We start from the raw sequence: 22,954 nt of genomic DNA on the forward strand, positions 1-22,954 counted from the left end.
TGGGGGGGATGGGGGCTGGGGGGGATGGGGGCTGGGGGGGGATCGAAGGGGGATAATGGGGGATCAAAATGTACCGCATAGCAGAGCCAACTGCTGTATAGCAACCGCCAAGGCGGTGAGGACACAATTGCCCTAACCGAGTCCACGCTTGCGTGGACTTTTGCGATGAGCTTTGAAATTCATTTGAAGGCGGATGAACTCATCGGAGCCATCCCATTATCGCGGCAATTGAAGGGAGATGGATTGAGCAATTTTGTGGGCAAGCTGCTTGAAATCTGAATCGACGCTCCGGACGGCAGAGACGTGGGCACCGATCGCACCATCGGCTGGTTTCAGATGAAACATCGGTTTACGTGCTTCTTGAGCCATCGGCATTAAGCTCTGATAATTTTTCAATAACGCCAGACAACTCTCATCGTTTTTGATGTGAATTTCTTGATAAATATCTTGTCCCAAAACTTCCTCATGATAAGTCTTCGGGATGCGTGTAATCCATCGCTGAAAGGCTTTTCCCGGACGATCTAAACGGACGGCGTGCTGCAAAATAACGTAGCCGATCGGTCGCATTTTTCCGAGGGGAAGCTGCAAATCATGCGCCGGATTTTTATTCAGTCTCTCGTTCCATTCGTCACCCCAGCGACGTAAAGTTGGCCCCAAATTTTTCAAGCCTTGCAGGGAAAATAAGTCCGGCGATAAAGGAACAACCACATAGTCCGCAGCAATTAACGCAGAACGATTGATGGCTCCCAAATTGGGACCCAAATCGACCAAAATGACATCAGATCGCAGTTGAGATGATGCCTTTTGTAACAACCTCCAAAATGCCGAAATCACCCGAAACGATCGCTCTTTTCGATCCAGACAACCGGGCCATTCCGACGATAAATCATCCTCGAAACCCGAAAGCTGCAAATCCCCGTTGAGCAGTGACAATCCCTCCTCGATTTCCTCAACCACCGGATCGGCTAAATCACCAATGCCTCGGATCAGCGGTTGAAAACAGCGAAATACAGTATTAGCCTGATTGATATCCCAAATTTCTTCTAACCGTTCTTCATCCAAAAAGGCGGAAGTCAAGTTGGCTTGGGGGTCAAAATCTGCGGCCAAAACCGTCAATCCCAAATCCCGATACATCCACGCCAAATGATAGACTAAGGAAGTTTTTCCGACTCCTCCCTTATTGTTAAAAAAGGCAATGATTGGCGGACTCATGAGAACCTCCGAACAATAACTGTCGTGTAGGTGTCATCTAACAAAAACTCCGGGGGTGGATTGCCATTTCTCTCCAATGCTCGTTTGGCAGTCGGAATGCCGTAACCAAAACGTTGCACATAGCCCAGATTTTTCATCACCTCTGCCAGGTGAGGATTGCGATAATCCGTCGCACCCCGCCCAAAATTTTCTCGGTTGACTTGTCCGAACAATCCCCCCGGATTTTGAATCTCGATGCGATCGCTAAACCAATAAATTTTGACAGGTGCATTGGTTTGTTCATAAGAACGGTGCATGACCGCATTTCGGGCAAACTGACGCAGGGCTTCGATCGGGTAGTCCGGTTGTTGCATTTCAACCGCATCACCGGTAATATCTGTGGCCACTGAAATATTAATTCTTAAAACTTCATCGAGCTGTCGCAAAATATCCCATATCGACCCGTCAATCTCTTTTTGATCCTTGATCGGATCGCCCAATTCTGTCCCTTCAATTCTGAGGAATTGAACGTAGTTTCCGGGGACAAATTGTTTCGGGTCTGTCCCGACCACAAGAATTCCCAAAACCGTCGGGTATAAATCGGGTTCGGGGGTGGTAAAACGAACGGATGCCAATTGCTGGGTGAGCGATCGCCGGTTTTCTTCTAACACTTCGGGAGCCAAGACGAATGGCAAATAGGATTGTTGAAAAAACTCCAAATTGAGATCGGTAATTGTGGCGGAGGGAAACGGTCGAAGATCGAAGGGTAGATCTCCGGCCCGCCGCTTTTCATTTAATCGGCGTTCTTCTTCCGGCGTTGCAGTCGCCCGACGGGGGCCGACCCGAATCCATGTCCGTCCGTTAAATCGAACTGGCGGCGCGTCGGAAGGTTCCACAACGATCGCCACAACTTCACAGTTATCGATCGCTTTTTGACTAACTGTCAAAACGGGAAATGGCAAAATGTTTCCGTCCGAACGCATATCGGCCAGTCGCAGCAATAGGTCATCGGTGATGGTCAAGTCGGCACAGGAACCGTCATCATTGACCCCGACAAAAATAACCCCCGGTTGGCGATGGTTGGGCAAGTCATTTGCAAAAGCACAGATCGCCTGACGAATTTTATTGCGATCGGAATCCGATGCCTTGCGCTCCACCCGATCGGACTCCAAATCTCTGAACAGTTGTTCTAATTCGCCATCGTCCATACTCATTCAGCTTCGGCTCAAAACGACCCAATTTAAATCCACATTTTAACACAGTCAAACACCGGGTCGATCGCACCAACCCGGCAGACACAGCCCAGTTTTCTCAACCCCTTTACGGCTCGATAAAATGGGCCCACACATTGCCGTCAGGTCCAGCCACCCGATCCAAATAGCCGTAAGAATAGACGATGCGGCGCCCCTCCGTGTTGGCGTAACCCGTGTAGGCATCCCCCCAGGGGTCGTTGACGATGTAGCCGTAGCGGTTATAGCCGATGATGGTGAGAATGTGTCCCGAAGGCGTCGTGTCCGCCCCCAACACCACCGGGCGATTATTCAGCAACTCGCTGCGAACTCCGGACCAGCGGCGGGTGGTACTGAAACTGCTTTTGAAACCGTAGGCCCGGATCATCGCCGACAGGACGCTGTGATCAGTCTGGGACCCCTGTCCGGCGTAGTTGAAACACCACTGCAACAGTTCGTCCTCCAACTGTCCGCCCCACTGCGATCGCAATCCATAGTAATACAGCACCATGGCGATGGAGGTGACGTTGCAGGTGGACCAGTAAAACCGGGGATTGTCCCGCTGGGAGAAATAGGGGACGTTCAATTCCACCTGGGGCGGAATCGGGTCGAAGCGGCGGCCCCCCCGCTGAAACTGCACGAATTTGGGGAAGACGTAGCCCGTATTGCCGAAGTCGGGCAGTTCCTCGGTGAGGGCCACCCGGACGTGGGTCTCGTCCACGCCGTAGCTGCTGACGCCGTAAACCCGGCCACCGGGGAGGGTGACTTTTTCCCGCTTGCCGAGGTCGTCGGCATCGACGGGGTGTTTTTTCAATACCGTTGTCTGTCCCACCGTCATGGTGATGGCGTCGGGGTCGTAGGCGATCGCTTCCCCGGACCGCAATAGCCGGACGTGCTGCCAATAGACGTACCCCACATTCCCGAAACCGGGGATAGATTTGTCCAGGGTGATGCGAAAATGGCCCCGGGTGGAGGCGTAGCCTTTGATGGCGAAGGTCTGTCCCAGCAACAATTCGGCGAACTGGTGGGGGTCTAGACTGGCAGAATCCACCGGTTTGGCCTTAATTTTGGTGGTGGTCGTCACCAACATTTGGGCGTTGATGTGGGTGTCGGGCACGTCTTCCGGGTCGAAGGCGAGGGTGGTGGTTCCCTTGCGGAGGCGGACGTGGCCTTCATACAAATAGCCGAAGGAACCGACGGGGGGGATGCCGTTTTCCAACAACACTTTCAAATGGCCGTCCACCAGGCCGTATTTGAGGACGTTGAAGGTTTGACCCGCCGCCAGGGCGATTTTTTGCTGGGGGTTGAGGAACGTCGAATCCAGGGGGGAGACTTTGAAGAGGGTATCTTCAATAATATCGAGTTGCAGCGATCGCCCCACGGTCATGGGATTTTCGCTAACGGTGATATTGATAATTTGACTGCCGACGGTCTGGCCGCGGGCGTCGGTAGCCTTCAGTCGCAGCCAGCGATAACCCGGTTCGCTGAATCCCGCCTCCAGGTTGACGGTCCAGGTTCCCGCCGCCTTGTTTAACATCACGTCCAGGGGATGGCGGTCTTCGGCCTCCAGGGACACCGCGATCGCCTTTTTGGCGTCGTAGCGGCCCTTGAGGACGACGGGTTGATTCACCAACACTTCCGGCGGGCCGTCGTAGGTGAGGGCGGGGGTGGGGGAAAAGGGGACGCCGCCGCGGTTGAGTCGGACGAAATCGGGGTAAAAATAGCCGGTATTGCCGAAACCGGGGAAATTTTCGGTTAAAGCCACTTTTAAATGTCCGTCTTCGGTGGTGTAACTCCCGACGCCGTAGATCATCCCGGCCGGGAGGTAAATCTGTTGGTCTTCGGGCAAATAAGCCGAGTCCAGGGGCTTTTTCTTGAAGGGGGTGGTGTTGACGACGGTGAGGGTTATGGCGTCGCCGTCGAAGGGGATTTCGCGATCGCTCTGAAACAGCCGAACGTGGTGGCGGTAGAGGTAGCCACAGCGTCCGTAACCGGGGAGCTCTTCGCGGAGGGTGACGCGGAAGTGGTCCGCGAGGCAGGCGTAACCCAGGGCGAGGTAAGTGGCGCCCCGACTCAGGGTTGGGATGCCGGTGTCGGGAAGTTGGGATGTGTCTTCGGGTTTGGGTTTGATGGGGGTATCTTCCGTCACCCAAATCAGTTTGGTTCCCGGCGGACTCGCGGGGAGATCTTCCGGGTCGAACCAGACCACCCGGGACCCCCGGACGAGCAATATATGTTCTTTATAAAAATAGCCCGATCGCCCCACGTTGGCGATCGCGTCCCCGAGTTCCACGTAGAGGTGATCCCCCTGCAATTCGCAGCGATCGACGGCCAATATTTCCCCGGCATTCAGGGTTTGTCGGCGATCGGAACTCAAGCGGTCTGAGGCGATCGGCCGCGCCTTGAAGGGCGTTTCTTTGAGAATTAACAACCGCGTGGAGGTGCCGACATTCGTCCCCACCGTCCCCACGCTCAGGTCAACGATCGCTTCCCCGACCGTCCGATCCCGCCCATCTTTTCCCCGCACTCGCAGCCACCGCTTTCCGGCCGTATTGAAGCCGCCATCGAGGCTGACAGACCAAATTTGCGATCGCGGACTCAGCGTGGTTTCTAATGGATATTGATCTTCGGCGAGGACGGAAATGGTTTCAATTTTTCGGGGGTCGTAAGCTCCGATCAATACGACGGGTTGATTGACGATAATATCGCTCGGGCCGAGATAGGTCAGGATCGTTTCACTCATGTTCCTCAAAAACCGTAGGGGTGAGAGCCTTGGGGGGTCAAATACGGCAGTTATTCCGTCTGGCAGACGCACACTCGCTAGGATAGCTCAGTCGGACACAAACAAAGCCGCCCCCAGAAAACTCTACGGGCGGCGCGGCACTGAAAACGGATGATTTTTAGATTTCCAAAAATTGACTAACCGACTTTCGACAAGATATCCTGGGCGTGGGTGCCGGTGTTCACTTTGTCGTCAACGTAATCGATGGTTCCTTCCCCGTTGATGATGTAGGTGACGCGCTTGGCGTAGCCGCCGCCGTCCACGTCGTAGGCTTTGGTGATGGAACCGTCCACGTCCGCCAGCAGTTGGAAGGGCAAGCCGTATTTCTCGGCAAACAGTTTGTGGGAGGCTTCGTCATCCATGCTGACGCCGAGAACTACCATGTCGCGGTTCTTGTAGTCTTCGTAGTTGTCCCGGAAACTCTCCGCTTCTTTGGTGCAGCCCGGGGTGTCGTCCTTGGGGTAGAAGTACAGGACTACCGTTTTGCCGGCGAAGTCGGACAGGGAAACCGTGTTCCCATCGGTGTCTTTGGTGGTGAATGCGGGGGCTTGGGTGCCGACGGATAAAGCCATCGATGAGTCTCCTCCTGAAAACGGATTGAATACGAGTTTGCTTTATTAAGTTATCTTAAGATATTTTGCGATCGATAATTAATAATTAATAATTATCAATCGCTCTTGGCGGTCAGGGCGCGATTGTGTAACGCTGAATACAGAAATTATTTTTAAAATTTGCAGTCCCGAACGGCGGGCGCTTGGGAGCGGCGGGCATGAAACTCAACCTCAAAATCACGGAAACGGGTCTGGAACCGAATTTCCCCCCCCTGATTGGATTGGGTTCCGCCTCGGAAGTCAGCGTCCCCGTTTGGGTGTACCTGACGGAAAGTCCCGACCCCCTGGCCCCGGAAGAGGCGCTGCTATTGTGCGAACGGACCCAAGGAGAGTGGGTCGCCTGGATTCCCGAATATGGGGAAGCGATTCTGTACCGGCAGCAATTTTTCGGGATTGGCGAAGGAGGCTGACAATCGATAATAATATGGAAAAATTTCGATTTCCATGACCGTCCAACCTTCCTTGATACAATCGATGCAGTATTCTCAGACGACGATCGCACGAGCCCGACGGGCGATCCGGTGTTCCCCGTTTCGACTGAAATTGTTGACCGACACTATCGATGAGAGCGTGAAACTCGGCGCCATCGCCGGACGTCGGGGTGTAGAGTTGGGATATACGCGATCGCCCCTGTCGGAATTGGGGGCCGAAGATGCCCTCCTGTGGCTGATCCGAGTCGGGGTACTCCGGCGAGAAGTGGACGGACAGGGGATCACCGACAGCTTTCGGCTCACGCCCCTGGGCCGGCAGGTGGTGAACCAACTGGCCGATCGCGATATCGAGAGCGATTCCCCCTCCTGGGGCGATCGTCTCGCCGACGCCCTCAACCGCAGATTGCGATCGCCACTTTGAAGGGGAAGGGGGGCAACGGTCAAGCGGAGGGAGCGGGGGAGGCTCCAGGAAGCAGGGGGGGCAAGTTTATATCAAAATCCAGTTTTTGAACTCCCCAAATTCCCCAATCATCTTCAGATGATTTTCGCTGTTAGCTTGGGAATTGATTCCCAAGCGGTGCAGATGTTCCACCCGTTTCTGAACTTCCCCCACTCCCCCCGCTCCCTCGGCTCCCTCCGCCCCCCCCGCCCCCTCCGCTCTCCCCGCTCTCCCCGCCTACACCCTACCCCCTACACCCCAATTCACAATGAAAGCAATCATGGTGGTCGGAACCACGTCCCACGCCGGGAAATCGATGCTGGCCACGGCCCTGTGCCGAATTTTACGGCGTCGAAATCTGCGGGTGGTTCCGTTTAAAGGACAAAATATGGCGTTGAACTCCTACGTCACCCCCAGCGGGGCGGAAATGGGTTACGCCCAGGCCGTCCAGTCTTGGGCGGCGGGCCTGACGCCCTCGGCGTTGATGAATCCGATTTTGCTCAAGCCCCAGGGGAACATGACCTCCCAGGTGATCCTCAAGGGCAAACCCGTCGGCACCCTCGACGCTTCCGAATATTACGAGAAATTCTTCGAGACGGGGTGGAAAACCATCACCAAATGCCTGGACTACCTGCAAGGGGAATTCGAGGCGATCGTCTGCGAGGGGGCCGGGAGCCCCGCCGAAATCAACCTCAAACACCGGGATCTCACCAACATGAGGGTGGCCCAATATCTGAACGCCACCACCCTGCTGGTGGCGGATATCGACCGGGGCGGGGTCTTCGCCCACGTCGTCGGCACCCTGCAACTGCTCGAACCGGAAGAACGGGCCCTGATCAAGGGCATCGTGATTAATAAATTTCGGGGGCAGCGATCGCTGCTCGATTCCGGGATACAATGGCTGGAGGAATACACCGGCATCCCCGTGGTGGGGGTGATCCCCTGGGTCGATTTCGGTCTCCCCGCCGAAGATTCCCTCAGCCTCCTCGACCGCCGTTCCGGTTCCCCGGACGCCGAGATCACGATCGCGATCGTGCGAATTCCCCGCATTTCCAACTTCACCGACTTCGACCCCCTCGACGCCGAATCCACCGTCAGAATCCGCTACGTCGATCCGGGGGAACCCCTCGGACACCCCGACGCCGTGATCCTCCCGGGTTCCAAAACCACCATCGCCGACCTCCAGATCCTCCAACAGAGCGGCATGGCGACCCAAATTCAACAGTACGTCGAAGCCGGGGGGCAGGTGATGGGCATCTGCGGGGGATACCAGATGTTGGGACAAGAAGTCTCCGACCCCTACGGCATCGAAGGTCAGCGGGGGGAATTCAAGGGACTGGGCCTGCTGCCCATCAAAACCGTGATCACCTCCCAGAAAATCTCCCGCCAGCGCCTGGTCACGTCCAACTCTCCCCAAATGGGCTTCCCCGTCGAAGGCTACGAAATCCACCAGGGCCGCACCCAAATCTTTAGCAAACAGGAAGTATTGCCCCTGTTCGACGACTCCAGTTTAGGGGTGGTGAACCTGCAGCAATCCGTCTGGGGCCACTACCTGCACGGGATCTTCGACAACAGCCCCTGGCGGCGCGGCTGGCTGAATCACCTGCGAAAACCTCGGGGCCTGGGAACCCTGCCGACGGGAATTCCCAACTACCGCGACCAGCGCGACCTCCTCCTCGACACTCTGGCCGATACGGTGGAAGAATATCTGGATATCGATACTATCCTGGAGAATTAGGGTCTCAGGTGTTGGGCAGAATTGATAATTCTAGCGCGGCGCGCGGGTGTAGGGTGTAGGGTGTAGGGCGCAGCCGGCCCCAGGCTAACAGAACTGTAAATGCGCGATCGCGAGACTTGCGATATCAACGATCAATTATCAATTGATTCTCTCCCTTGTTAGTTGTCCCGACGCGATTAAAATTGAGATTGCTTTCGTTGATCGAAAACTTTTGTTAACAATTTTGGGGTCTGGCAGATCTGGAGGACGAGAAACTACATGGATGTTCAAGAAATTTTTGCGAAGGGCGGCCCCGCGATGTGGCCCCTGCTGGTGCTGTCGATTTTATCGATCAGCACCATTATCGAACGGCTGTGGTTTTGGGGAAATACCCTGACCCGGGAACAGAAGATCGCCAATCGGGCGATCGACGCGGCCCGCCGGGGACAGTGGGGCATGGCGTATCAGATCGCCAAGCAAACCAACAATCGCCCGATGGGACGGTTTTTTTACGCCCCCCTGCGGCTGGCGACTCCGGACCCGGAACTGTTCAGCCTCGCCCTGGAATCGGCGGCGGAGGATGAGTTGGTCGCCATGCGGCGGGGGGATAAAATCCTGGAGGCGGTGATCGCCCTGGCCCCGATGTTGGGGTTGTTGGGAACGGTTTTGGGCCTGATCAACTCCCTCGGTTCCATCCGCCTCGGAGATATCGGTACCTCGTCGGCCGCGGACGTGACGTTGGGGATCGGCGAAGCGCTGATCAGCACGGCGACGGGCCTGATCGTGGCGATCGTCAGTTTGGCATTTTACCGCCTGTTTCAAGGGTTTTCGTTCAGCCAGGTGAAAGTGTTCCGCAAGGCGGGCAATCAATTGGAATTGCTCTACCGCCAGGATTGGCCCCAGGTGAAGGCTCAGATGCAACTGCCGGGGGAAGCGGAGGAGGAAGCCGCCCCGGAAGCGTCGGAAGAGGCGGAGGGGGACTATCCTTTGATTCGGGTGCCGCTGGAGGAGGAGGAGGACGAGGACACCCCCCTCATGTCACTTCGAGATGAGTCTTCCAACCATCGAAATCCCTTGATTCCACCTCCGCCCCCCGGGGATTCTCAGTGGTCCGAAGAAGAAGAAGATAAAAAAGAAACGCGGGAATAATAAGCTATGAAACTGAATGTAGATTCTGGCACCGACGAGGGGCGGATCGAGCTGCTGCCCCTGATCGATGTGGTTTTCTGTATTTTGACGTTCTTTATTTTGGCGGCCCTGCAGTTGACCCGCCAGCAGGCGATCAACGTGGACTTGCCCCGGGCGGGGACGGGGGAAACCCAGATGCAGAAGATGTTGATCGTGGGGGTCGATGCGGCCGGGGATACCTACATCGACCAGCAGCGGGTGAATTCCCTGCAGATGCAGCGGGCGTTGCAGCGATTTTTGCGCTGGAACCCCAGCGGTTTGGTGGTGCTCTACGCCCCCAAAGATGCCCGCTACAACGATGTCGTGCAGGTTTTGGACGAATTGCGGGCGATCGGGGGCGATCGCGTGGCTCTGGCAACGCTGCCGAGTTCGGCCGAACCCCCAGCCCAGCCCGGATCGGAGAATTTGCTGACCCCCACCGCCCCGGGCGGCGAGGTGACGGAACCCCCCAATCCCTTCCTCGACGAACTGCAACCGGAAAGTCCCCTGCTCCCGGGGCCAGGTTCCACCGATTCCCCCACCACTCCGGCATTTCCGGAGGGTGCAAATTAGCAATGAGAAAGAACCGGGCTTCGCTTCTGAAGCCGGTTTTTTTGCCGGTTTTTGCCCCGAAAATGACTGGACTACCAGGGCGATCGCACCCCTTCCGAAAATTATAATAATTTCTTAATTGTCCAATATTGGCAGTTGAATTAGAGCGCGAATATAATGGGCTCAAGTTCGACCATTTGGGAATGGATTGTCCCTCGTCGGTGTCCCCGGGTCATTGACGGAGCAAAGATTAAGTTTTGCGATCGCCAGGAGAGTCTATGAATTATTTTGCAACAGTCATGACGTTGTTGCGGGAGCGACAGCAGTTTTTGGAAGAGATCCGTCAGGGCAAACGTTTGAATTCCAAGTTGCTGGGATTGCTGGTTTCCAGCACCGCCTTTTTTGCTATCTACGGGGTCATTATCGGGGCTTCCAGCGGCCCGCTACAGGCGATTTTGTCGGCGATAAAGTTGCCGGCTTTATATTTATTGACGCTGATTATTTGCTTTCCGACCCTGTATTTTTTTAACGTCATGTTTGGGTCGAAACAGACGTTCAAACAATATCTGGCGCTGCTGATGGCGGCGATGGCGGAAATTAGCGTCTTGCAACTGGGTTTCGCCCCCGTCGCCCTATTTTTTATGTTGAGTACCAACGATTATCAATTTTTTAAAATCCTGAATGTCGGCATTTTTGCGATCACCGGAATTTTGGGAATCAAGTTTTTCTACGAAGGCATGAAGTTCATGACAGAGGAGGATAGCGAAGGGGCAAAAATTCGGCTCAATATCGTCCAGTTGTGGCTGATATTATACGCCTTTGTAGGCAGTCAACTGGGATGGACGCTGCGGCCGTTTTTTGGCGCCCCCGGCGAACCGTTTCAAATTTTTCGGGAACAGGATAGTAATTTTTACTTGAATGTGTTTCAGTCCATTGGCGAACTGTTTCAATAAAAATGGAGTCAGATCTGAGCCGTTTGAGGCTTTCTAAAGGTGAATTGGGAGAGCTGACGGGTATCGATTTCGAGGATAGTCTCGCCGGGGGCTTGTGTCAAAATACCACGGTTCGAGGCGTGATTTCGGGTCGAATTTGGCACGATCGCGGGCGGCTTTTTTCCCTGCTGACGGCGGAGGCGATCGCATTCCTGATGACGGCGATCGTTTCCCTTCCCCTCGCTCTGGTGCTGGTGCGCGATCGCCAAATCTCCCCCGCCGCTTCCGCAACCACCGACTTGATCTTGTGGCTGGCGGTGGGGATCTCCGTCCTCCTGACGATCGCCGTCAATTTCTGGGTTTGGTGGCAAGTTCAACCGCTGTCGGTGCTGATCCGGCTGTTGGACGATGTGGACAAATACAACCGCGTTATCCAGGCGATCGAAATCCGCGATCGCCTCGCCTCTTCCGGAAAGAGGCCCTCGCAAAGCGTCAGCCAGGGGGAGGTGCTCAAAACCTTGGAATTGACGCGGGAAAGTTTGGTCTGCGGTTTGAGTTCGGAACGGATTTTGAGGGAAAATCAAGGCCGAGGATATGAATTATTTTCGGATTTGGAAAATAACCTGTCCGCACTGATGGCGGTGGACGGAACCGACCGGGCGAATGAGTACGGACAACTGTTAAATGATGCCCTGGAAATCGGGATGAGCGTCCACCAGGAAGTCCGCAAGTTGAAGCGAAATCCGTGAGTTGGGGGGGTCAAAACCACAGGTGCAGGGCCATCATCAGCAAAAAACCGAAGGCGATCGCGCTGCCGATTTCGGTGCGATCGCCGCCGCAAATTCCCTCCGGAATCAGTTCCGTAAACACCAAAAATCCCATCGCCCCGGCGGCAAACGTGAGGGCGTAGGGGAGGAGTTGTTGGAAGAGTGTCACCGCGAAGAAGGCGGGTGCGGCGGCGAGGGGTTGGGGCAGACTAGAGGCGATCGCGAACAGGACGCAGCGGTTGACGGAGACGCCCTCGGCCCTCAAGGGCAGGGCGACGGCCAGCCCCTCGGGGATGTTTTGCAGGGAAATCGCGATCGCCAGCAACAACCCCAACTGTTCGGTTCCGCTCCCCTCGGCACCGTAGCCCACCCCGACTGCCATCCCCTCCGGGAAACTGTGGATGAACAGGGTCCCCAAAACCAACAGGATGCGGCGGGCCGAACGGCCGCGGATGTCGCCGATCTGAAATTCTTGGTCGCTCATCAGATATTCGCTGGCGATAAAAAACAGGGTTCCCAGCAGCAACCCGATCAGTGCCGGCGGGTAGCCACTCCGCCGGATCGCCGGAAAAATCAGGTCGAAAACCGAAGCCGACAGCATCACGCCGCCGGCCAAAGCGTACCCCCGCCGCGACCATTTTGGCGACAGTTTGGGGACGAAATAAAAGGGGACGGCCCCCAACCCCGTCGCCAGCATCGTGATGATGGCCGCCGTCATCATCGTCAGAAACAGTTGGGTCTCCATAATCGCAATTAATTTTCAATTTCGGATGAATCCGCCGGATTCACCCGATTTCAAAGTCGCAGACGGGCGGCGAGATGGCATCTTCCTTTCGGATGACCTTGGGATTTTAGATCATGTCCGCTTAAACAGTTATGATTCCTCGGTGCCATCTTCTGCAGCGGCTTCAAACTTTTGCCGATTGCCTCTTGCCGATTGCCTTTTCTCGACGTTAAGTGTCAGTATTCAAACGGACTTGATATTAGTCTGGCAAAACCATGACTTTATCGATGACGTGAATCACGCCATTTTCCGCTTTGATATCGGAGTCGATCACCGTCGCATCCTGAACCATCACCGCATCGGAACCGACATCGACGTTGACGGGGGTTCCTTCGGCTGTCATCACTTCGCCGGACTGCAACTCTTCCGAGGTGACGATGCCGGGGACGACGTGATATTTCAGCAGGTTCGTCAATTCTTCGAGACTTTCCGCCTTCATGAGATTTTCTAACACGGTTTCCGGAAGGTTGGCGAAGGCTTCGTCCGTGGGGGCGAAGATGGTAAACGGTCCCTCTTGTTGCAGGACTTCGAGTAATCCCGTCACCCGCAAAATGGTCGCCAGGGTGGTGAAGCGATCGTCGGACAGGATGATTCCGACGATACCTTTCCCGACGGCTTCATTGAGAATATCCGAGGGAAATTGTGCCGTTTCTGTCGCCGATTCGGATGTCTGGCTGCGTTCCAATTGGGGGGAAGTTGCGGCGATCGCGGCAACCGATCCGGCCGACAGACTCAGAAGCATTCCCATCCCGACCGAAAGAACAGTTTTCGGGAGGTTTTTGGCGCGATCGCGGTTTTTCATGTTCCTAACTCCTGGGTATAGATTCAAATCGAATCACCCTCAATCATAGTTAAACTTCCCGGTTTGTCAAGTCAACTCTGCCAATCTGGCTGTCAGAAACCATTTGTAATTGTTCCGCCCCCCAAACCCCCAATTCTGGGGGCTTTGACCGTTGCAATTTGTGTTCGCGAATGATTTCACGCGGTTATATATAGCAGTTGCCTATCTGCTGCGATACGGTTCGATCCCCCTAAATCCCCCTTAATAAGGGGGACTTTGAACTCGGAATCGTCCCTCGCAAACCGGGGATTCGATCCCCCTAAATCCCCCTTAATAAGGGGGACTTTGAGCCCAGAATCGTACCTCGCAAACCGGGGATTCGATCCCCCTAAATCCCCCTTAATAAGGGGGACTTTGAGCCCAGAATCGTCCCTCGCCAGCCCGGGATTCGATCCCCCTAAATCCCCCTTAATAAGGGGGACTTTGAGCCCAGAATCGTCCCTCGCAAACCGGGGATTCGATCCCCCTAAATCCCCCTTAATAAGGGGGACTTTGACCCCAAAATCGTCCCTCGCAAACCGGGGATTCGATCCCCCTAAATCCCCCTTAATAAGGGGGACTTTGAACCCGGAATCGTACCTCGCCAGCCCGGGATTCGATCCCCCTAAATCCCCCTTAATAAGGGGGACTTTGAACCCGGAATCGTACCTCGCCAGCCCGGGAAACGCTGTCTAACCTTTCATAATTGATCGCCAATTGAAAGACAATCCTCTCAAGAGGATTTTCGCCAGTAGGGGCGCAAGGCTTGCGCCCTCGGGAATCAATTCCCAAGCGGTTTGTCGGAAATTACAGATATGCGATCGCCTTGGATAGATAGAAGCGATCGCCATTATCGCGATCGCGTACTGATGTAAATTGTCCGGTGCGTTCCCATATCATCGACCGATTTAACCGATAATGGGCGAGTGGGAACGCACCCTACACAAATTTCAATCAAAGTCCCCGTATAAATAAAAGCGAAGCATCCTTTGGCTTCCCCTTTACTAAGGGGGACGGGAGGGGGATTTAAGGGGGATAATGGGGGATTTTTCACGTCTCAATCGATCGCACAATTTCCAAAAAATCCGATTCTTAAAAACTGATGGGGGACAAAACTTGCCCCCCAATCTCAACTCGAATTCGAGCGAAAATTCCCGGCTACTGATTGGCGCGGGCGTCCTGAACGGCGGCAAAAAACAGCAACACCGATAAGGGAATACTCAAGGCGAGAATAATTCCGGTGATCGTCCCTCCGAGTTCCGGTTCGCCGGAGGAGAGTTCAAAGATCGAACCCACGGCAGCGATCGCGGCGATGCACGATCCGCCCAAAAACAGACCACTCTTTGGCGTTCCTACCATTATCAGCTTTTACCCCACCTGAATTTAAATTGTTCTTGTCATCCACTCTACGGCAAATTGCCAACTATTTCACCGGCTTGACTGCTTTCGGAGAAAACTTGTATTTCGCCAATTCTTCATTGAGGGCTAACTGATTTTCGACGCGATCGACGAACAGCACCCCCTGCAGGTGATCGATTTCGTGTTGAATCGCCCGGGACAGCAACTCCGTCGCCTTGAGGGTGCGGGGACGGCCGGTTTCGTCTTTGAAGGACACTTCCACCACTTCGGGCCGCGTCACGTCCATGTAAACCCCGGGAATGCTGAGGCATCCTTCCTGGAAGGGGGAAATGTCCCTGCCGGACTTTTTGATGCTGGGGTTGATCAGCACCAGGGGGGGGTTGGCGGCGTTGTCGGGTTCGCAGTCGATGACGATCACCTGTTTCTGAATGCCAACTTGGGGGGCGGCTAACCCGATGCCGTCCGCGCTGTACATGGTTTGCAGCATCTCCCGCACCAGCTTGCGGATGTCATCATCGACGCGGGAAACGCGCTTGGCGGACTGGCGCAGCACGCGATCGCCCAGATAATGAATGTCGAGGGGGGGCGTTTCTAACTTTTGCTTTTCAACCAGAACTTGAGAAGTCATGGAATGGTTACTCGCTGTTCGTTAACACTCGTTCATATTCGATTCTAATGGAGATCCCGAAATCTTGGCATCTCGCGAAGGTGGGAAAATCCGCCCCCCGGGACTGGGGCCGTTTTATTGGGGCGGAGGGGCGGAGGAGGCGGAGGAAGCGGAGGAAGACAATAAATTTTCCTTGACTTTTGGGGGGAGGTGTGCTAGGGTCGATATAACTCAGGCAATCTATCGAACAACCGAACCCGACCCATGTCTGCTCAACCTCAAAATTACTTTTATTTTTGGTTTAGAATGGTTCACTTGGAGTGAATCCAGCTCTGCATGGAAACTTCAGGTGAACCGCAGCATCAGGTCTGCGGTTTTTTTATTGATTTGACAACACTTTGAAAAAGGCAAAACATCGCAATGACTTCTAACACCGTCTGGTTTTATCGCTTTTACTTTTGGGCCCGAATCGGTTCCGGGTGAGCGATCGCGCTGTTTTTTGCCTCCCCCCGGAACCCGCCACGGTTTCGGGTTTTTTTTTGACGATTCCATCACAAATTTAAGGAGAACCTCCCATGTTAAACGCCAAACTCGCATCCAAATCTCACCCCGAGCACCAAAGCCGCGTCCGAATCACCGACCGGGTGGCGGTCGGCGGGCCGGAGTTGCTGATCGCCGCCGGCCCTTGCAGCGTGGAAAGTGCGGAACAGATGGAACGGGTGGCTGTGGAATTGGCCCCGGCCCCCGTCCAACTGCTGCGCGGCGGCGCCTTCAAACCTCGGACTTCCCCCTACTCCTTCCAGGGCCTCGGCTTGGAGGGACTTCAAATATTGGACGGGATTCGACGCCGCCACGGGGTGCCGGTGGTGACGGAGGTGATGTCGATCCCCCAACTGGAGGCGATCGCGGCCCATGTGGATATGCTGCAAATCGGCAGCCGCAATATGCAGAATTTCGAGTTACTTAAAGCCGTGGGACGGTCCGGAAAACCGACGATCCTGAAGCGGGGGTTGGCGGCGACTCTGGAAGAATTCGTGATGGCGGCGGAGTATGTCCTCAGCCACGGCAACCCGAATGTGGTGTTGTGCGAACGGGGTATCCGCAGTTTCGACTCCTACACGCGGAATGTGTTGGACCTGGGGGCGGTGGCCGCTTTGAAACAGTTGACCCATTTGCCGGTGATCGTCGATCCGTCCCACGCGGTGGGGTTGCGGGAACTGGTGGCGCCGCTGGCCCGGGCCGCGATCGCCTGCGGTGCGGACGGGTTGATTGTGGAGTGCCACCCCGTACCGGAACAGTCGGTTTCCGATGCGCGGCAGGCGCTATCTTTGGATGAGATGGTGGCGTTGGTGGAGGACTTGCGGGCGATCGCTCATGCCGTGGGGCGGCGGGTTGCCGGTGTGGCGGCGCCGGACGCGATGGCGGCTTGAGGTGGAGTGGAAGGGGCGATCGCGCTTTTTCATCTAACCCTGGTTTGCAGCGGTTTTCTCAGTCGCAACAACCAGCGGGGAATCAATTCCCCGCCTCAAAGCTAAAGTCCTCTCAAGAGGACTGAAATTAAGTCATTATAAGGTTTTCAGTCGGTTTCAACCGACTTGAGCTATTAGCCTGGGAATTGATTCCCAGGCGGGTGATTGGGTCGGGTTGAGAATGGTGCTATCTAACTGGATCTTCAATCAAAACATCCCCCTCATATCCCGGCAGCAAGAATTTGCCGTCATGCCCGCAGGGCTGACGCTGGAGGGTTGAGGGCTTTTCAATTGTCACCCGTCGGCATCCAAAAGTTTTTCCACCTCTTGCGCCAGGGTGAGGGGATTGAAGGGTTTGGCGATCAGACCTTTGACTCCCATCCGTTCAAAACTTTGGCGATCTTGGGGGAGGACTTTGGCGGTGAGGAGGATGACGGGAATCTCTTTCAAACCGGGGGTTTGTTGGAGGCGATCGAAGAATTCAAACCCGTCGATATCGGGCATCGATACATCTAAAAGAATCGCATTTGGGGATTCAGTTTTGGCTTTGACCAACCCCTCCTGACCGGAATCTGCCGTGACCACATCCCAGCCGCCGAGATCTTGCAGGCAGACCTGGACGATTTCCCGGATGCGTTCTTCATCGTCGATAATTAAAATTTTTTTTTCTACCATCGATCGCTTTTTTTTAAGTTCCAATAATCTGCTGTAAAGTCCGATCGCGATCGCCCCCAAAATCAACGGCTCGACACCGCCCACTTCAGATGTCCGGGCGGGGCAAGGTGAAGTAAAATTGACTCCCCTTTCCCAACTCGCTTTCGACCCAAATGTTGCCGCCGTGTTGTTCGACGATACTCCGACAAATCGCCAGACCCAAACCTGTGCCCCCTTTTTGGCGGGAGTCCGAAGCGTCCACTTGCAGGAACCGCCCGAAGATCGCGTCGAGTTTGTCGGGGGGAATGCCTCGGCCGCGATCGCTTACTTGAAATATTACCTCATCGCCCGCCGTCCGGGCGGATAAAATCACCGGGGTATTCGGCGGCGAAAATTTGATGGCATTTCCCACCAAATTGGTCAGGGTTTGGAGAACGGCGTCGGGGTCGGCCCGAACTCGCGCCGGGGTGGGGCGCATCTGGAGGATGACGGATTCCGAATCCGCGATCGCCTGCAAACTCGCGATCGCCCGCCGCATCAAGTCTTCCGCCCCACAGTCCTCCATCTTAAACTCCGCCCGCCCCGACTCCAACCGCTCGATGTCGAGAATATCGTTCACCAGCCGCACCAGCCGCTCCGTATCCAGCAGGGCGATTTCGATCAGGCGGTGGAACGTCTCGGGTCGGTCGTCGTACAACCCGCAGGACAGCAGCCCCAAGGACCCCCGGATCGCCGTGAGGGGGGTCCGCAATTCGTGGCTGACGACGGAAATAAATTCTTGCTTCATCTGCTCCATCGCCCGCCGTTCGCTGATATCCTGAGCCTGTCCGATGAAGTAGAGGGGATCGCCGGAACTGTCCCGGATCAGGGACACGCTCAACAGCGTCCAGACCTCGTATCCCCGTTTGTGGACGTACCGTTTTTCCATGTGATAGTAGGGGATCTGGCTGTCGAGCAGTTGCCGGACCGATTCCAATTCGATTTTCAGGTCTTCGGGGTGGGTGATGTCGTCTATCCTCAGAGAAAGGAACTCCCGCTCCGAATAGCCGACCATCTCGCAAAAGGCCCGGTTGACCTGTATGAAAGTCCCGTCGAGGTTGACGAGCCCCATCCCCACGGCGGAACTCTCGAAGGAGAGGCGGAAGCGCTCCTCGCTGTTTCTCAGGGCCTCCTCCGCCCGCTTGCGATCGCTGATATCCTGAATCTGAGAAATCAAATAGAGCGGCTGTTCGGTTTCGTCCATGACCAGGGAAACGCCCAGCAGCGCCCAAATGACCCGGCCGTCGCGCCCGAAGTAGCGCTTTTCGATCTCGTAGGTGCGGATCTCCCCCTTCAAAACCTGTTTGAAGAGTTGTAAGTCGGTGTCGAGGTCGTCGGGGTGGGTGATCTCCTGGAAGGTGAGCGCCAGCAATTCGGCCTCGGTGTAGCCCAAAATTTCGCACAGGGAGCGGTTCACCTTCAGCACGCGCCCGGTGCTCGACACCAAGACCATGCCGGTGGCGGCGTCCTCGAAGGCGGTGCGGAAGCGTTCCTCGCTTTCCCGGAGTTGCTTTTCGGCCCGCTTGCGATCGCCGATATCTTCCGCAAATCCGACGAATCGCAGGGGTGCCCCCCTCTCATCTCGGATCACGCTCACTTCTGCGGCGACCCAGCGAATTTCGCCGTCGGGCCGGACGATGCGATATTCCCGCCGCAGGGGAGTTCCCCGAAACTGTTCTCGCAGGGAACTTTTGACCCAATCGCGATCGTCGGGATGGATGGTTTCGAGCCAAGAGTCAGGGTTCTGATAGAGACTCTCGCAACTTCGGCCCCAAATTTTCTCGTAGGCGGGACTCACGTAAATGTACTCCCCCGAGTCGGCCCGCCGCAGGAAGAAAAACTGGCTGACGGTGGAGGCGATTTCGCGAAACCGCTCTTCGCTCTCCTGGAGGGCGAGTTCGGCCCGCTTGCGATCGCCGATATCCTCGACGATGGCCAGGTCGGAAATTGGCATCCCGTCCGCACTCCGGACGAGGGAAAGGCTGACGTGAGCCCAAACGGGGTTTCCGCTCCGGCACAAATAGCGTTTTTCCAGGGTCAGGGATTCGATGTCTCCCCGGTACAGTTTCGCCATCGCCTCCCAATAGGTTTTGAGATCCTCCGGGTGCGTGACTTCAAGATAGGTTTTTTGCAAAAGTTCCGCTTCCGAGTACCCCAACATCTGGCAAAATCGGGGATTGACGCGGATGAATCGCCCAGTGGTGACGTCCGCCTGGTTGATCCCCACCGCCGCCTGGGTGAAGACCGCCTCCCAGGTGGCTCGGCAGTCCGGCATCGCACCGCTACAGCGCCGCCGATCCAGTTGCGTTTCGATTCTCAGCAGCACTTCGGAGCGATCGAAGGGTGAAATTAAATAGTCCGCCGCCCGGAAATTTGAGGCGCGAATCTCCCGAAATACGGCCTTGGAGTCGGCCAGGAGGATGATGGGAATGTTTCGGGTCGTCCGGTCGGTTTGCAATTGTTCCGCGATCTGCACATCGCTCAATTGTACGTCGAGAAGGATCAAGTCGGGGCGCAGATTTCGCGCCTTCGAGACGATTTCATCCCCTCGATCGGTCAGCTCGATCCGATAATTGTTTTCCAGCAAGATTTGAGCCAGTCGGCGCCGGGATTCGGAAGGGTCTGCACCTATTAAAAGTGTTGTCGGAGGTATGGGAGACCGAGAAACCATGATCTGGTGTTCGTTCGAGAGGGTGAATGGACGGCATAATCGTTGTCCGGGCGATTGGAAGCGATCGCTCCTTCGGATCTGACGGCGAGATGAATCGTCGGTGAAAAATAGCGCGATCGCACAACTTTCAACAGCTTTTTATATGACCAGTTTACCCCGCCACGTCGGCTAAATACGGAATTTCGGCGGTACGGACTCCCCGACTCCATTCATCCCCCCGCATCGTGTCGCGATCGCAACTCGGACACCCGCTCTCCGCATCGGCTATTAATTTTACAGAAGCTTCATCCGAAAATTTGCTTTTTTTACATAGCCCTCTTGTTTATCAGGGCATCCCATTGTTTACTAGAAGTAGATGTTTATGCATTAAAAATTTCCGAAACTTTCACAATTTTAGCCGTGTAATTTCACGCTTAAAAGGCGAAATTTCGGGGAAATTGTTCCCCAAATATGGGAGAAAATAGAAATGAAAATTGCGGTTAAAAAAATAGCATCGAGTTGCGGGATCGGGCTCCTTTCGGTGCTGGCGATCGCGTCCCCCGGAACTGCCGCCGTATTCTACGATTTGGAGTTTTTTGACAGAGAACAAAATTTAATCGGGACGGGGGAGTTCAGCCACGAAGACGACCCGTTTGAGGCAGTCGTCGAGTTGTGCCCCCCATCGATGCCATCTTTTCTCTGTGGAGAAACCCTAGAAATAACTCGCGAAGACCAATTTTTTAGGGTGACAAACTTTTCATCGACCGTACCGGGTTTGGGTTTCTCATTGTTAATTGAAGGGGAAAGAACCGATTTATTTTGGCGACCTTTCGACGAGGAACGGGTTGCCAGTATTTCTCCTTGTAGAAGCCGATATTGTGGCGGCCGGAAACTTTTCTTCAATGAAAATTCGTGGTTTGACGGTATCGGCCGGTCTGAGGTGACTTCAATACGCCGGATGACGGCGACGGAGTGGAGTTCGGTTCTCGACGGGAGTAGCATTCCCGAACAAGTCAAGTTCGATCTTTCGGGAACCTGGACGGCGACGCGACGGACAAGCGTACCCGAACCCGCTTCAATCTTCGGATTGATCGCGATCGGCGCCTTGGGATCACTTCGCCTGAAACGCGGGGACGGCTGAGGATTTCCCGCGATCGCTTTGGGGGAAGTGACCCGAGTTTCCAAAAGAATAAACCCGAACCAATTGTCCGGGTTGAGAACTGCGCTAAGATAGTTTTTGAATCAGTTTTTCGACCCGTTCTTTCACTTCCCCCCTCACCCGAGGAAAAATCTCCGGCTTTTCGGCGGGATCGTCCAACTGCCAATCTTCAAATATCTCCCGCATCACCCACTCTTCCGGCAAATTGACGCCACAGCCGCACAGGGAAATCACCGCATCATAATCTTCTGGACTAAACTCGCTCAAAGCATTGGAGGTTTGGTCGCTAATATCGATTCCCACATCCGCCATCGCTTTGATAGCGTGGGGGTTGACTTCGCTACTTTCCAAACCGGAACTGGTCACTTCAATTATACCCTTTCCCATCACTTTTGCAAACCCCTCCGCCATTTGCGATCGGGACGAATTTTTCTTGCAGACAAACATCACTCGTTTCATCATCGATCTCCTGATTCTATTGATAGGTTTTGCAGAAATTGCATTTGTGCCTCCCGCAACTCGACGGCGGGATTGGCTGTCAAAATGGTCTGTATGGCATCTGGGTAAGATGAACCCAAACCGATTAAATAAGCGGCAAGAAATGTCCCCGTTCGCCGTCTCCCGCTGGTACAGTGAACCGCGACGGCACGGTTTTGTTGATTTTGAAGGGTGACGAAATCTTGTAACTGCTGCATCTGTTCCCGACTGGGTGCGGTTCCACCTTTGACGGGTATCCAAAGGTGAGGAAAATTCGCCTTTTCGTACAGGTCTAAATTGGACGGATCGTCCATTACGGAAACGATCGCCCCAATTCCCGCCGCTTTCAATTCGGGTAATTCTGCCGCCGTCGGCTTGCGAACCCCGGCGATTTTTTTGGGAATCACCCACCACAAATTTTCGGAAATCGGTTCGGTGGCTTGCGGTTCCATTCCATCAATTCGATTGGGTTTCCAGTGCTTTTTGTGCCGTTTCGACAATTTTTTGTCGGCTTTTTTCTTTCCGTTCGCTGTGGCGATCGGTCAGATAATCCACCTTATCCCGCAGCAGCAGGGTAAATTTATACAGTTCCTCCATCACGTCCACCACGCGATCGCGATAAGGTGAATCTTTCATCGTCCCATCTTCGTTAAACTCCTGATACGCCTTCGCCACCGAGGATTGATTCGGAATTGTAAACATCCGCATCCAACGCCCCAAAATTCGCATCGTATTCACCGCATTAAACGATTGGGAACCCCCGCTGACTTGCATCACCGCCAAAGTTTTTCCCTGGGTGGGACGAACCGCCCCGATACTCAACGGCACCCAGTCAATTTGGTTCTTTAAAATCCCGGTAATATTGCCGTGCATTTCCGGAGAAGACCAAACCTGACCCTCCGACCACTGGCTGAGTTCCCGCAGTTTTTGCACTTCCGGATGGGACTCCTCGACGCGATCGCGCAAGGGCAGATCGTGGGGATGAAAAAACCGCACTTCCGCCCCCATATCCGCAATAATTCTCGCCGCCTCTTCCGCGAGTAACCGGCTGTACGATCGCTTTCTCAGGGAACCGTACAAAAACAAAATTCTGGGGGGATGATCGAAATTATCCATGA

General features: G+C 54.8%; 23 protein-coding genes. 10 read left to right on the forward strand and 13 right to left on the reverse strand.

The genetic code is table 11. The features are described 5' to 3' along the window. Positions 1 to 216: 216 nt before the first annotated feature. The 4 genes from AC0QHF_RS21650 to AC0QHF_RS21665 all read right to left on the reverse strand — a co-directional run bounded on the left by AC0QHF_RS21650 (position 217) and on the right by AC0QHF_RS21665 (position 5,774). Positions 217 to 1,212, reverse strand: a complete 996-nt coding sequence (locus tag AC0QHF_RS21650; protein ID WP_324706324.1) for a ParA family protein — start codon at positions 1,210 to 1,212, stop codon at positions 217 to 219. Continuing rightward, a complete protein-coding gene (locus AC0QHF_RS21655; RefSeq protein WP_324706325.1) occupies positions 1,209 to 2,405 on the reverse strand; it encodes an ATP-binding protein in 1,197 nt (398 codons plus the stop codon). The genes AC0QHF_RS21650 and AC0QHF_RS21655 overlap by 4 nt, the downstream gene beginning before the upstream one ends. Before the next feature lie 106 nt (positions 2,406 to 2,511). After that, a complete protein-coding gene (locus AC0QHF_RS21660) occupies positions 2,512 to 5,163 on the reverse strand; it encodes a C39 family peptidase (protein ID WP_324706326.1) in 2,652 nt (883 codons plus the stop codon). Between the two features lie 176 nt (positions 5,164 to 5,339). Beyond that, positions 5,340 to 5,774, reverse strand: coding sequence for a peroxiredoxin (locus AC0QHF_RS21665; RefSeq protein ID WP_324706327.1), 435 nt, complete (start codon positions 5,772 to 5,774; stop codon positions 5,340 to 5,342). A gap of 197 nt (positions 5,775 to 5,971) precedes the next feature. On the opposite strand from AC0QHF_RS21665, the gene AC0QHF_RS21670 reads away from it, so the two are divergent. The 7 genes from AC0QHF_RS21670 to AC0QHF_RS21700 all read left to right on the forward strand — a co-directional run bounded on the left by AC0QHF_RS21670 (position 5,972) and on the right by AC0QHF_RS21700 (position 11,800). Beyond that, complete coding sequence (locus tag AC0QHF_RS21670) at positions 5,972 to 6,223, forward strand: hypothetical protein (RefSeq protein WP_324706328.1); 252 nt, start codon at positions 5,972 to 5,974, stop codon at positions 6,221 to 6,223. Between the two features lie 34 nt (positions 6,224 to 6,257). Further along, positions 6,258 to 6,665 (forward strand): Npun_F0494 family protein, encoded by a 408-nt coding sequence (locus AC0QHF_RS21675; RefSeq protein ID WP_324706329.1) that lies wholly within the window; start codon positions 6,258 to 6,260, stop codon positions 6,663 to 6,665. Positions 6,666 to 6,951: 286 nt separating this feature from the next. Further along, complete coding sequence (gene cobQ / locus AC0QHF_RS21680; protein ID WP_324706330.1) at positions 6,952 to 8,421, forward strand: cobyric acid synthase CobQ; 1,470 nt, start codon at positions 6,952 to 6,954, stop codon at positions 8,419 to 8,421. A gap of 258 nt (positions 8,422 to 8,679) precedes the next feature. Next, entirely contained in the window at positions 8,680 to 9,549 is an 870-nt protein-coding gene (locus tag AC0QHF_RS21685; RefSeq protein WP_324706331.1) for a MotA/TolQ/ExbB proton channel family protein, read from the forward strand. Positions 9,550 to 9,555: 6 nt separating this feature from the next. Then, entirely contained in the window at positions 9,556 to 10,140 is a 585-nt protein-coding gene (locus AC0QHF_RS21690) for an ExbD/TolR family protein (RefSeq protein WP_324706332.1), read from the forward strand. Between the two features lie 257 nt (positions 10,141 to 10,397). Continuing rightward, positions 10,398 to 11,072, forward strand: coding sequence for an actin-binding WH2 domain-containing protein (locus tag AC0QHF_RS21695; RefSeq protein WP_324706333.1), 675 nt, complete (start codon positions 10,398 to 10,400; stop codon positions 11,070 to 11,072). 2 nt (positions 11,073 to 11,074) lie between these two features. Beyond that, positions 11,075 to 11,800, forward strand: coding sequence for a hypothetical protein (locus AC0QHF_RS21700; RefSeq protein WP_324706334.1), 726 nt, complete (start codon positions 11,075 to 11,077; stop codon positions 11,798 to 11,800). 10 nt (positions 11,801 to 11,810) lie between these two features. On the opposite strand, the gene AC0QHF_RS21705 is transcribed toward AC0QHF_RS21700, so the two are convergent. The 4 genes from AC0QHF_RS21705 to def all read right to left on the reverse strand — a co-directional run bounded on the left by AC0QHF_RS21705 (position 11,811) and on the right by def (position 15,409). Next, entirely contained in the window at positions 11,811 to 12,563 is a 753-nt protein-coding gene (locus AC0QHF_RS21705; RefSeq protein ID WP_324706335.1) for a ZIP family metal transporter, read from the reverse strand. A gap of 238 nt (positions 12,564 to 12,801) precedes the next feature. Next, positions 12,802 to 13,404 (reverse strand): fasciclin domain-containing protein, encoded by a 603-nt coding sequence (locus tag AC0QHF_RS21710; protein WP_324706336.1) that lies wholly within the window; start codon positions 13,402 to 13,404, stop codon positions 12,802 to 12,804. A gap of 1,176 nt (positions 13,405 to 14,580) precedes the next feature. Continuing rightward, the gene (locus AC0QHF_RS21715) at positions 14,581 to 14,781 is read right to left on the reverse strand and encodes a hypothetical protein (protein WP_324706337.1); all 201 of its coding nucleotides are present in this window, start codon (positions 14,779 to 14,781) and stop codon (positions 14,581 to 14,583) included. A gap of 64 nt (positions 14,782 to 14,845) precedes the next feature. Next, entirely contained in the window at positions 14,846 to 15,409 is a 564-nt protein-coding gene (def, locus tag AC0QHF_RS21720) for a peptide deformylase (RefSeq protein ID WP_324706338.1), read from the reverse strand. Between the two features lie 64 nt (positions 15,410 to 15,473). Here def and AC0QHF_RS21725 point away from each other — a divergent pair, with 64 nt between their 5' ends. Continuing rightward, positions 15,474 to 15,779 (forward strand): hypothetical protein, encoded by a 306-nt coding sequence (locus tag AC0QHF_RS21725; protein WP_324706339.1) that lies wholly within the window; start codon positions 15,474 to 15,476, stop codon positions 15,777 to 15,779. 184 nt (positions 15,780 to 15,963) lie between these two features. After that, on the forward strand, positions 15,964 to 16,818 hold the full coding sequence (gene aroF, locus AC0QHF_RS21730; RefSeq protein ID WP_324706340.1) for a 3-deoxy-7-phosphoheptulonate synthase: 855 nt from the start codon (positions 15,964 to 15,966) through the stop codon (positions 16,816 to 16,818). Positions 16,819 to 17,151: 333 nt separating this feature from the next. On the opposite strand, the gene AC0QHF_RS21735 is transcribed toward aroF, so the two are convergent. After that, entirely contained in the window at positions 17,152 to 17,532 is a 381-nt protein-coding gene (locus AC0QHF_RS21735; RefSeq protein ID WP_324706353.1) for a response regulator, read from the reverse strand. Positions 17,533 to 17,617: 85 nt separating this feature from the next. After that, positions 17,618 to 20,221 (reverse strand): PAS domain S-box protein, encoded by a 2,604-nt coding sequence (locus AC0QHF_RS21740; RefSeq protein ID WP_324706341.1) that lies wholly within the window; start codon positions 20,219 to 20,221, stop codon positions 17,618 to 17,620. 466 nt (positions 20,222 to 20,687) lie between these two features. Between AC0QHF_RS21740 and AC0QHF_RS21745 the strand changes: the two genes are divergently transcribed. Next, positions 20,688 to 21,341 (forward strand): PEP-CTERM sorting domain-containing protein, encoded by a 654-nt coding sequence (locus tag AC0QHF_RS21745; protein ID WP_324706342.1) that lies wholly within the window; start codon positions 20,688 to 20,690, stop codon positions 21,339 to 21,341. An 84-nt stretch (positions 21,342 to 21,425) separates the two neighbouring features. Here the strand turns inward: AC0QHF_RS21745 and arsC are convergent, their stop codons facing one another. The 3 genes from arsC to arsH are packed head-to-tail and all read right to left on the reverse strand — an operon-like array spanning position 21,426 to position 22,952. After that, positions 21,426 to 21,818 (reverse strand): arsenate reductase, glutathione/glutaredoxin type, encoded by a 393-nt coding sequence (gene arsC, locus AC0QHF_RS21750; protein ID WP_324706354.1) that lies wholly within the window; start codon positions 21,816 to 21,818, stop codon positions 21,426 to 21,428. Further along, complete coding sequence (locus tag AC0QHF_RS21755; protein WP_324706343.1) at positions 21,818 to 22,288, reverse strand: phosphatase domain-containing putative toxin; 471 nt, start codon at positions 22,286 to 22,288, stop codon at positions 21,818 to 21,820. Before AC0QHF_RS21755 ends, arsC begins: the two co-directional genes overlap by 1 nt. A gap of 4 nt (positions 22,289 to 22,292) precedes the next feature. Beyond that, a complete protein-coding gene (arsH, locus tag AC0QHF_RS21760; protein ID WP_324706344.1) occupies positions 22,293 to 22,952 on the reverse strand; it encodes an arsenical resistance protein ArsH in 660 nt (219 codons plus the stop codon). Positions 22,953 to 22,954 lie beyond the last annotated feature (2 nt).

This window comes from Lyngbya sp. CCY1209, from assembly GCF_055795065.1.

What these genes read in the sequence shown, in the direction of transcription:
- AC0QHF_RS21650 (WP_324706324.1), bottom strand. Translation starts at nt 1,212, where the DNA reads ATGAGTCCGCCAATCATTGCCTTTTTTAACAATAAGGGAGGAGTCGGA.
- AC0QHF_RS21655 (WP_324706325.1), bottom strand. Translation starts at nt 2,405, where the DNA reads ATGAGTATGGACGATGGCGAATTAGAACAACTGTTCAGAGATTTGGAG.
- AC0QHF_RS21660 (WP_324706326.1), bottom strand. Translation starts at nt 5,163, where the DNA reads ATGAGTGAAACGATCCTGACCTATCTCGGCCCGAGCGATATTATCGTC.
- AC0QHF_RS21665 (WP_324706327.1), bottom strand. Translation starts at nt 5,774, where the DNA reads ATGGCTTTATCCGTCGGCACCCAAGCCCCCGCATTCACCACCAAAGAC.
- AC0QHF_RS21670 (WP_324706328.1), top strand. Translation starts at nt 5,972, where the DNA reads ATGAAACTCAACCTCAAAATCACGGAAACGGGTCTGGAACCGAATTTC.
- AC0QHF_RS21675 (WP_324706329.1), top strand. Translation starts at nt 6,258, where the DNA reads ATGACCGTCCAACCTTCCTTGATACAATCGATGCAGTATTCTCAGACG.
- cobQ (WP_324706330.1), top strand. Translation starts at nt 6,952, where the DNA reads ATGAAAGCAATCATGGTGGTCGGAACCACGTCCCACGCCGGGAAATCG.
- AC0QHF_RS21685 (WP_324706331.1), top strand. Translation starts at nt 8,680, where the DNA reads ATGGATGTTCAAGAAATTTTTGCGAAGGGCGGCCCCGCGATGTGGCCC.
- AC0QHF_RS21690 (WP_324706332.1), top strand. Translation starts at nt 9,556, where the DNA reads ATGAAACTGAATGTAGATTCTGGCACCGACGAGGGGCGGATCGAGCTG.
- AC0QHF_RS21695 (WP_324706333.1), top strand. Translation starts at nt 10,398, where the DNA reads ATGAATTATTTTGCAACAGTCATGACGTTGTTGCGGGAGCGACAGCAG.
- AC0QHF_RS21700 (WP_324706334.1), top strand. Translation starts at nt 11,075, where the DNA reads ATGGAGTCAGATCTGAGCCGTTTGAGGCTTTCTAAAGGTGAATTGGGA.
- AC0QHF_RS21705 (WP_324706335.1), bottom strand. Translation starts at nt 12,563, where the DNA reads ATGGAGACCCAACTGTTTCTGACGATGATGACGGCGGCCATCATCACG.
- AC0QHF_RS21710 (WP_324706336.1), bottom strand. Translation starts at nt 13,404, where the DNA reads ATGAAAAACCGCGATCGCGCCAAAAACCTCCCGAAAACTGTTCTTTCG.
- AC0QHF_RS21715 (WP_324706337.1), bottom strand. Translation starts at nt 14,781, where the DNA reads ATGGTAGGAACGCCAAAGAGTGGTCTGTTTTTGGGCGGATCGTGCATC.
- def (WP_324706338.1), bottom strand. Translation starts at nt 15,409, where the DNA reads ATGACTTCTCAAGTTCTGGTTGAAAAGCAAAAGTTAGAAACGCCCCCC.
- aroF (WP_324706340.1), top strand. Translation starts at nt 15,964, where the DNA reads ATGTTAAACGCCAAACTCGCATCCAAATCTCACCCCGAGCACCAAAGC.
- AC0QHF_RS21735 (WP_324706353.1), bottom strand. Translation starts at nt 17,532, where the DNA reads ATGGTAGAAAAAAAAATTTTAATTATCGACGATGAAGAACGCATCCGG.
- AC0QHF_RS21740 (WP_324706341.1), bottom strand. Translation starts at nt 20,221, where the DNA reads ATGGTTTCTCGGTCTCCCATACCTCCGACAACACTTTTAATAGGTGCA.
- AC0QHF_RS21745 (WP_324706342.1), top strand. Translation starts at nt 20,688, where the DNA reads ATGAAAATTGCGGTTAAAAAAATAGCATCGAGTTGCGGGATCGGGCTC.
- arsC (WP_324706354.1), bottom strand. Translation starts at nt 21,818, where the DNA reads ATGAAACGAGTGATGTTTGTCTGCAAGAAAAATTCGTCCCGATCGCAA.
- AC0QHF_RS21755 (WP_324706343.1), bottom strand. Translation starts at nt 22,288, where the DNA reads ATGGAACCGCAAGCCACCGAACCGATTTCCGAAAATTTGTGGTGGGTG.
- arsH (WP_324706344.1), bottom strand. Translation starts at nt 22,952, where the DNA reads ATGGATAATTTCGATCATCCCCCCAGAATTTTGTTTTTGTACGGTTCC.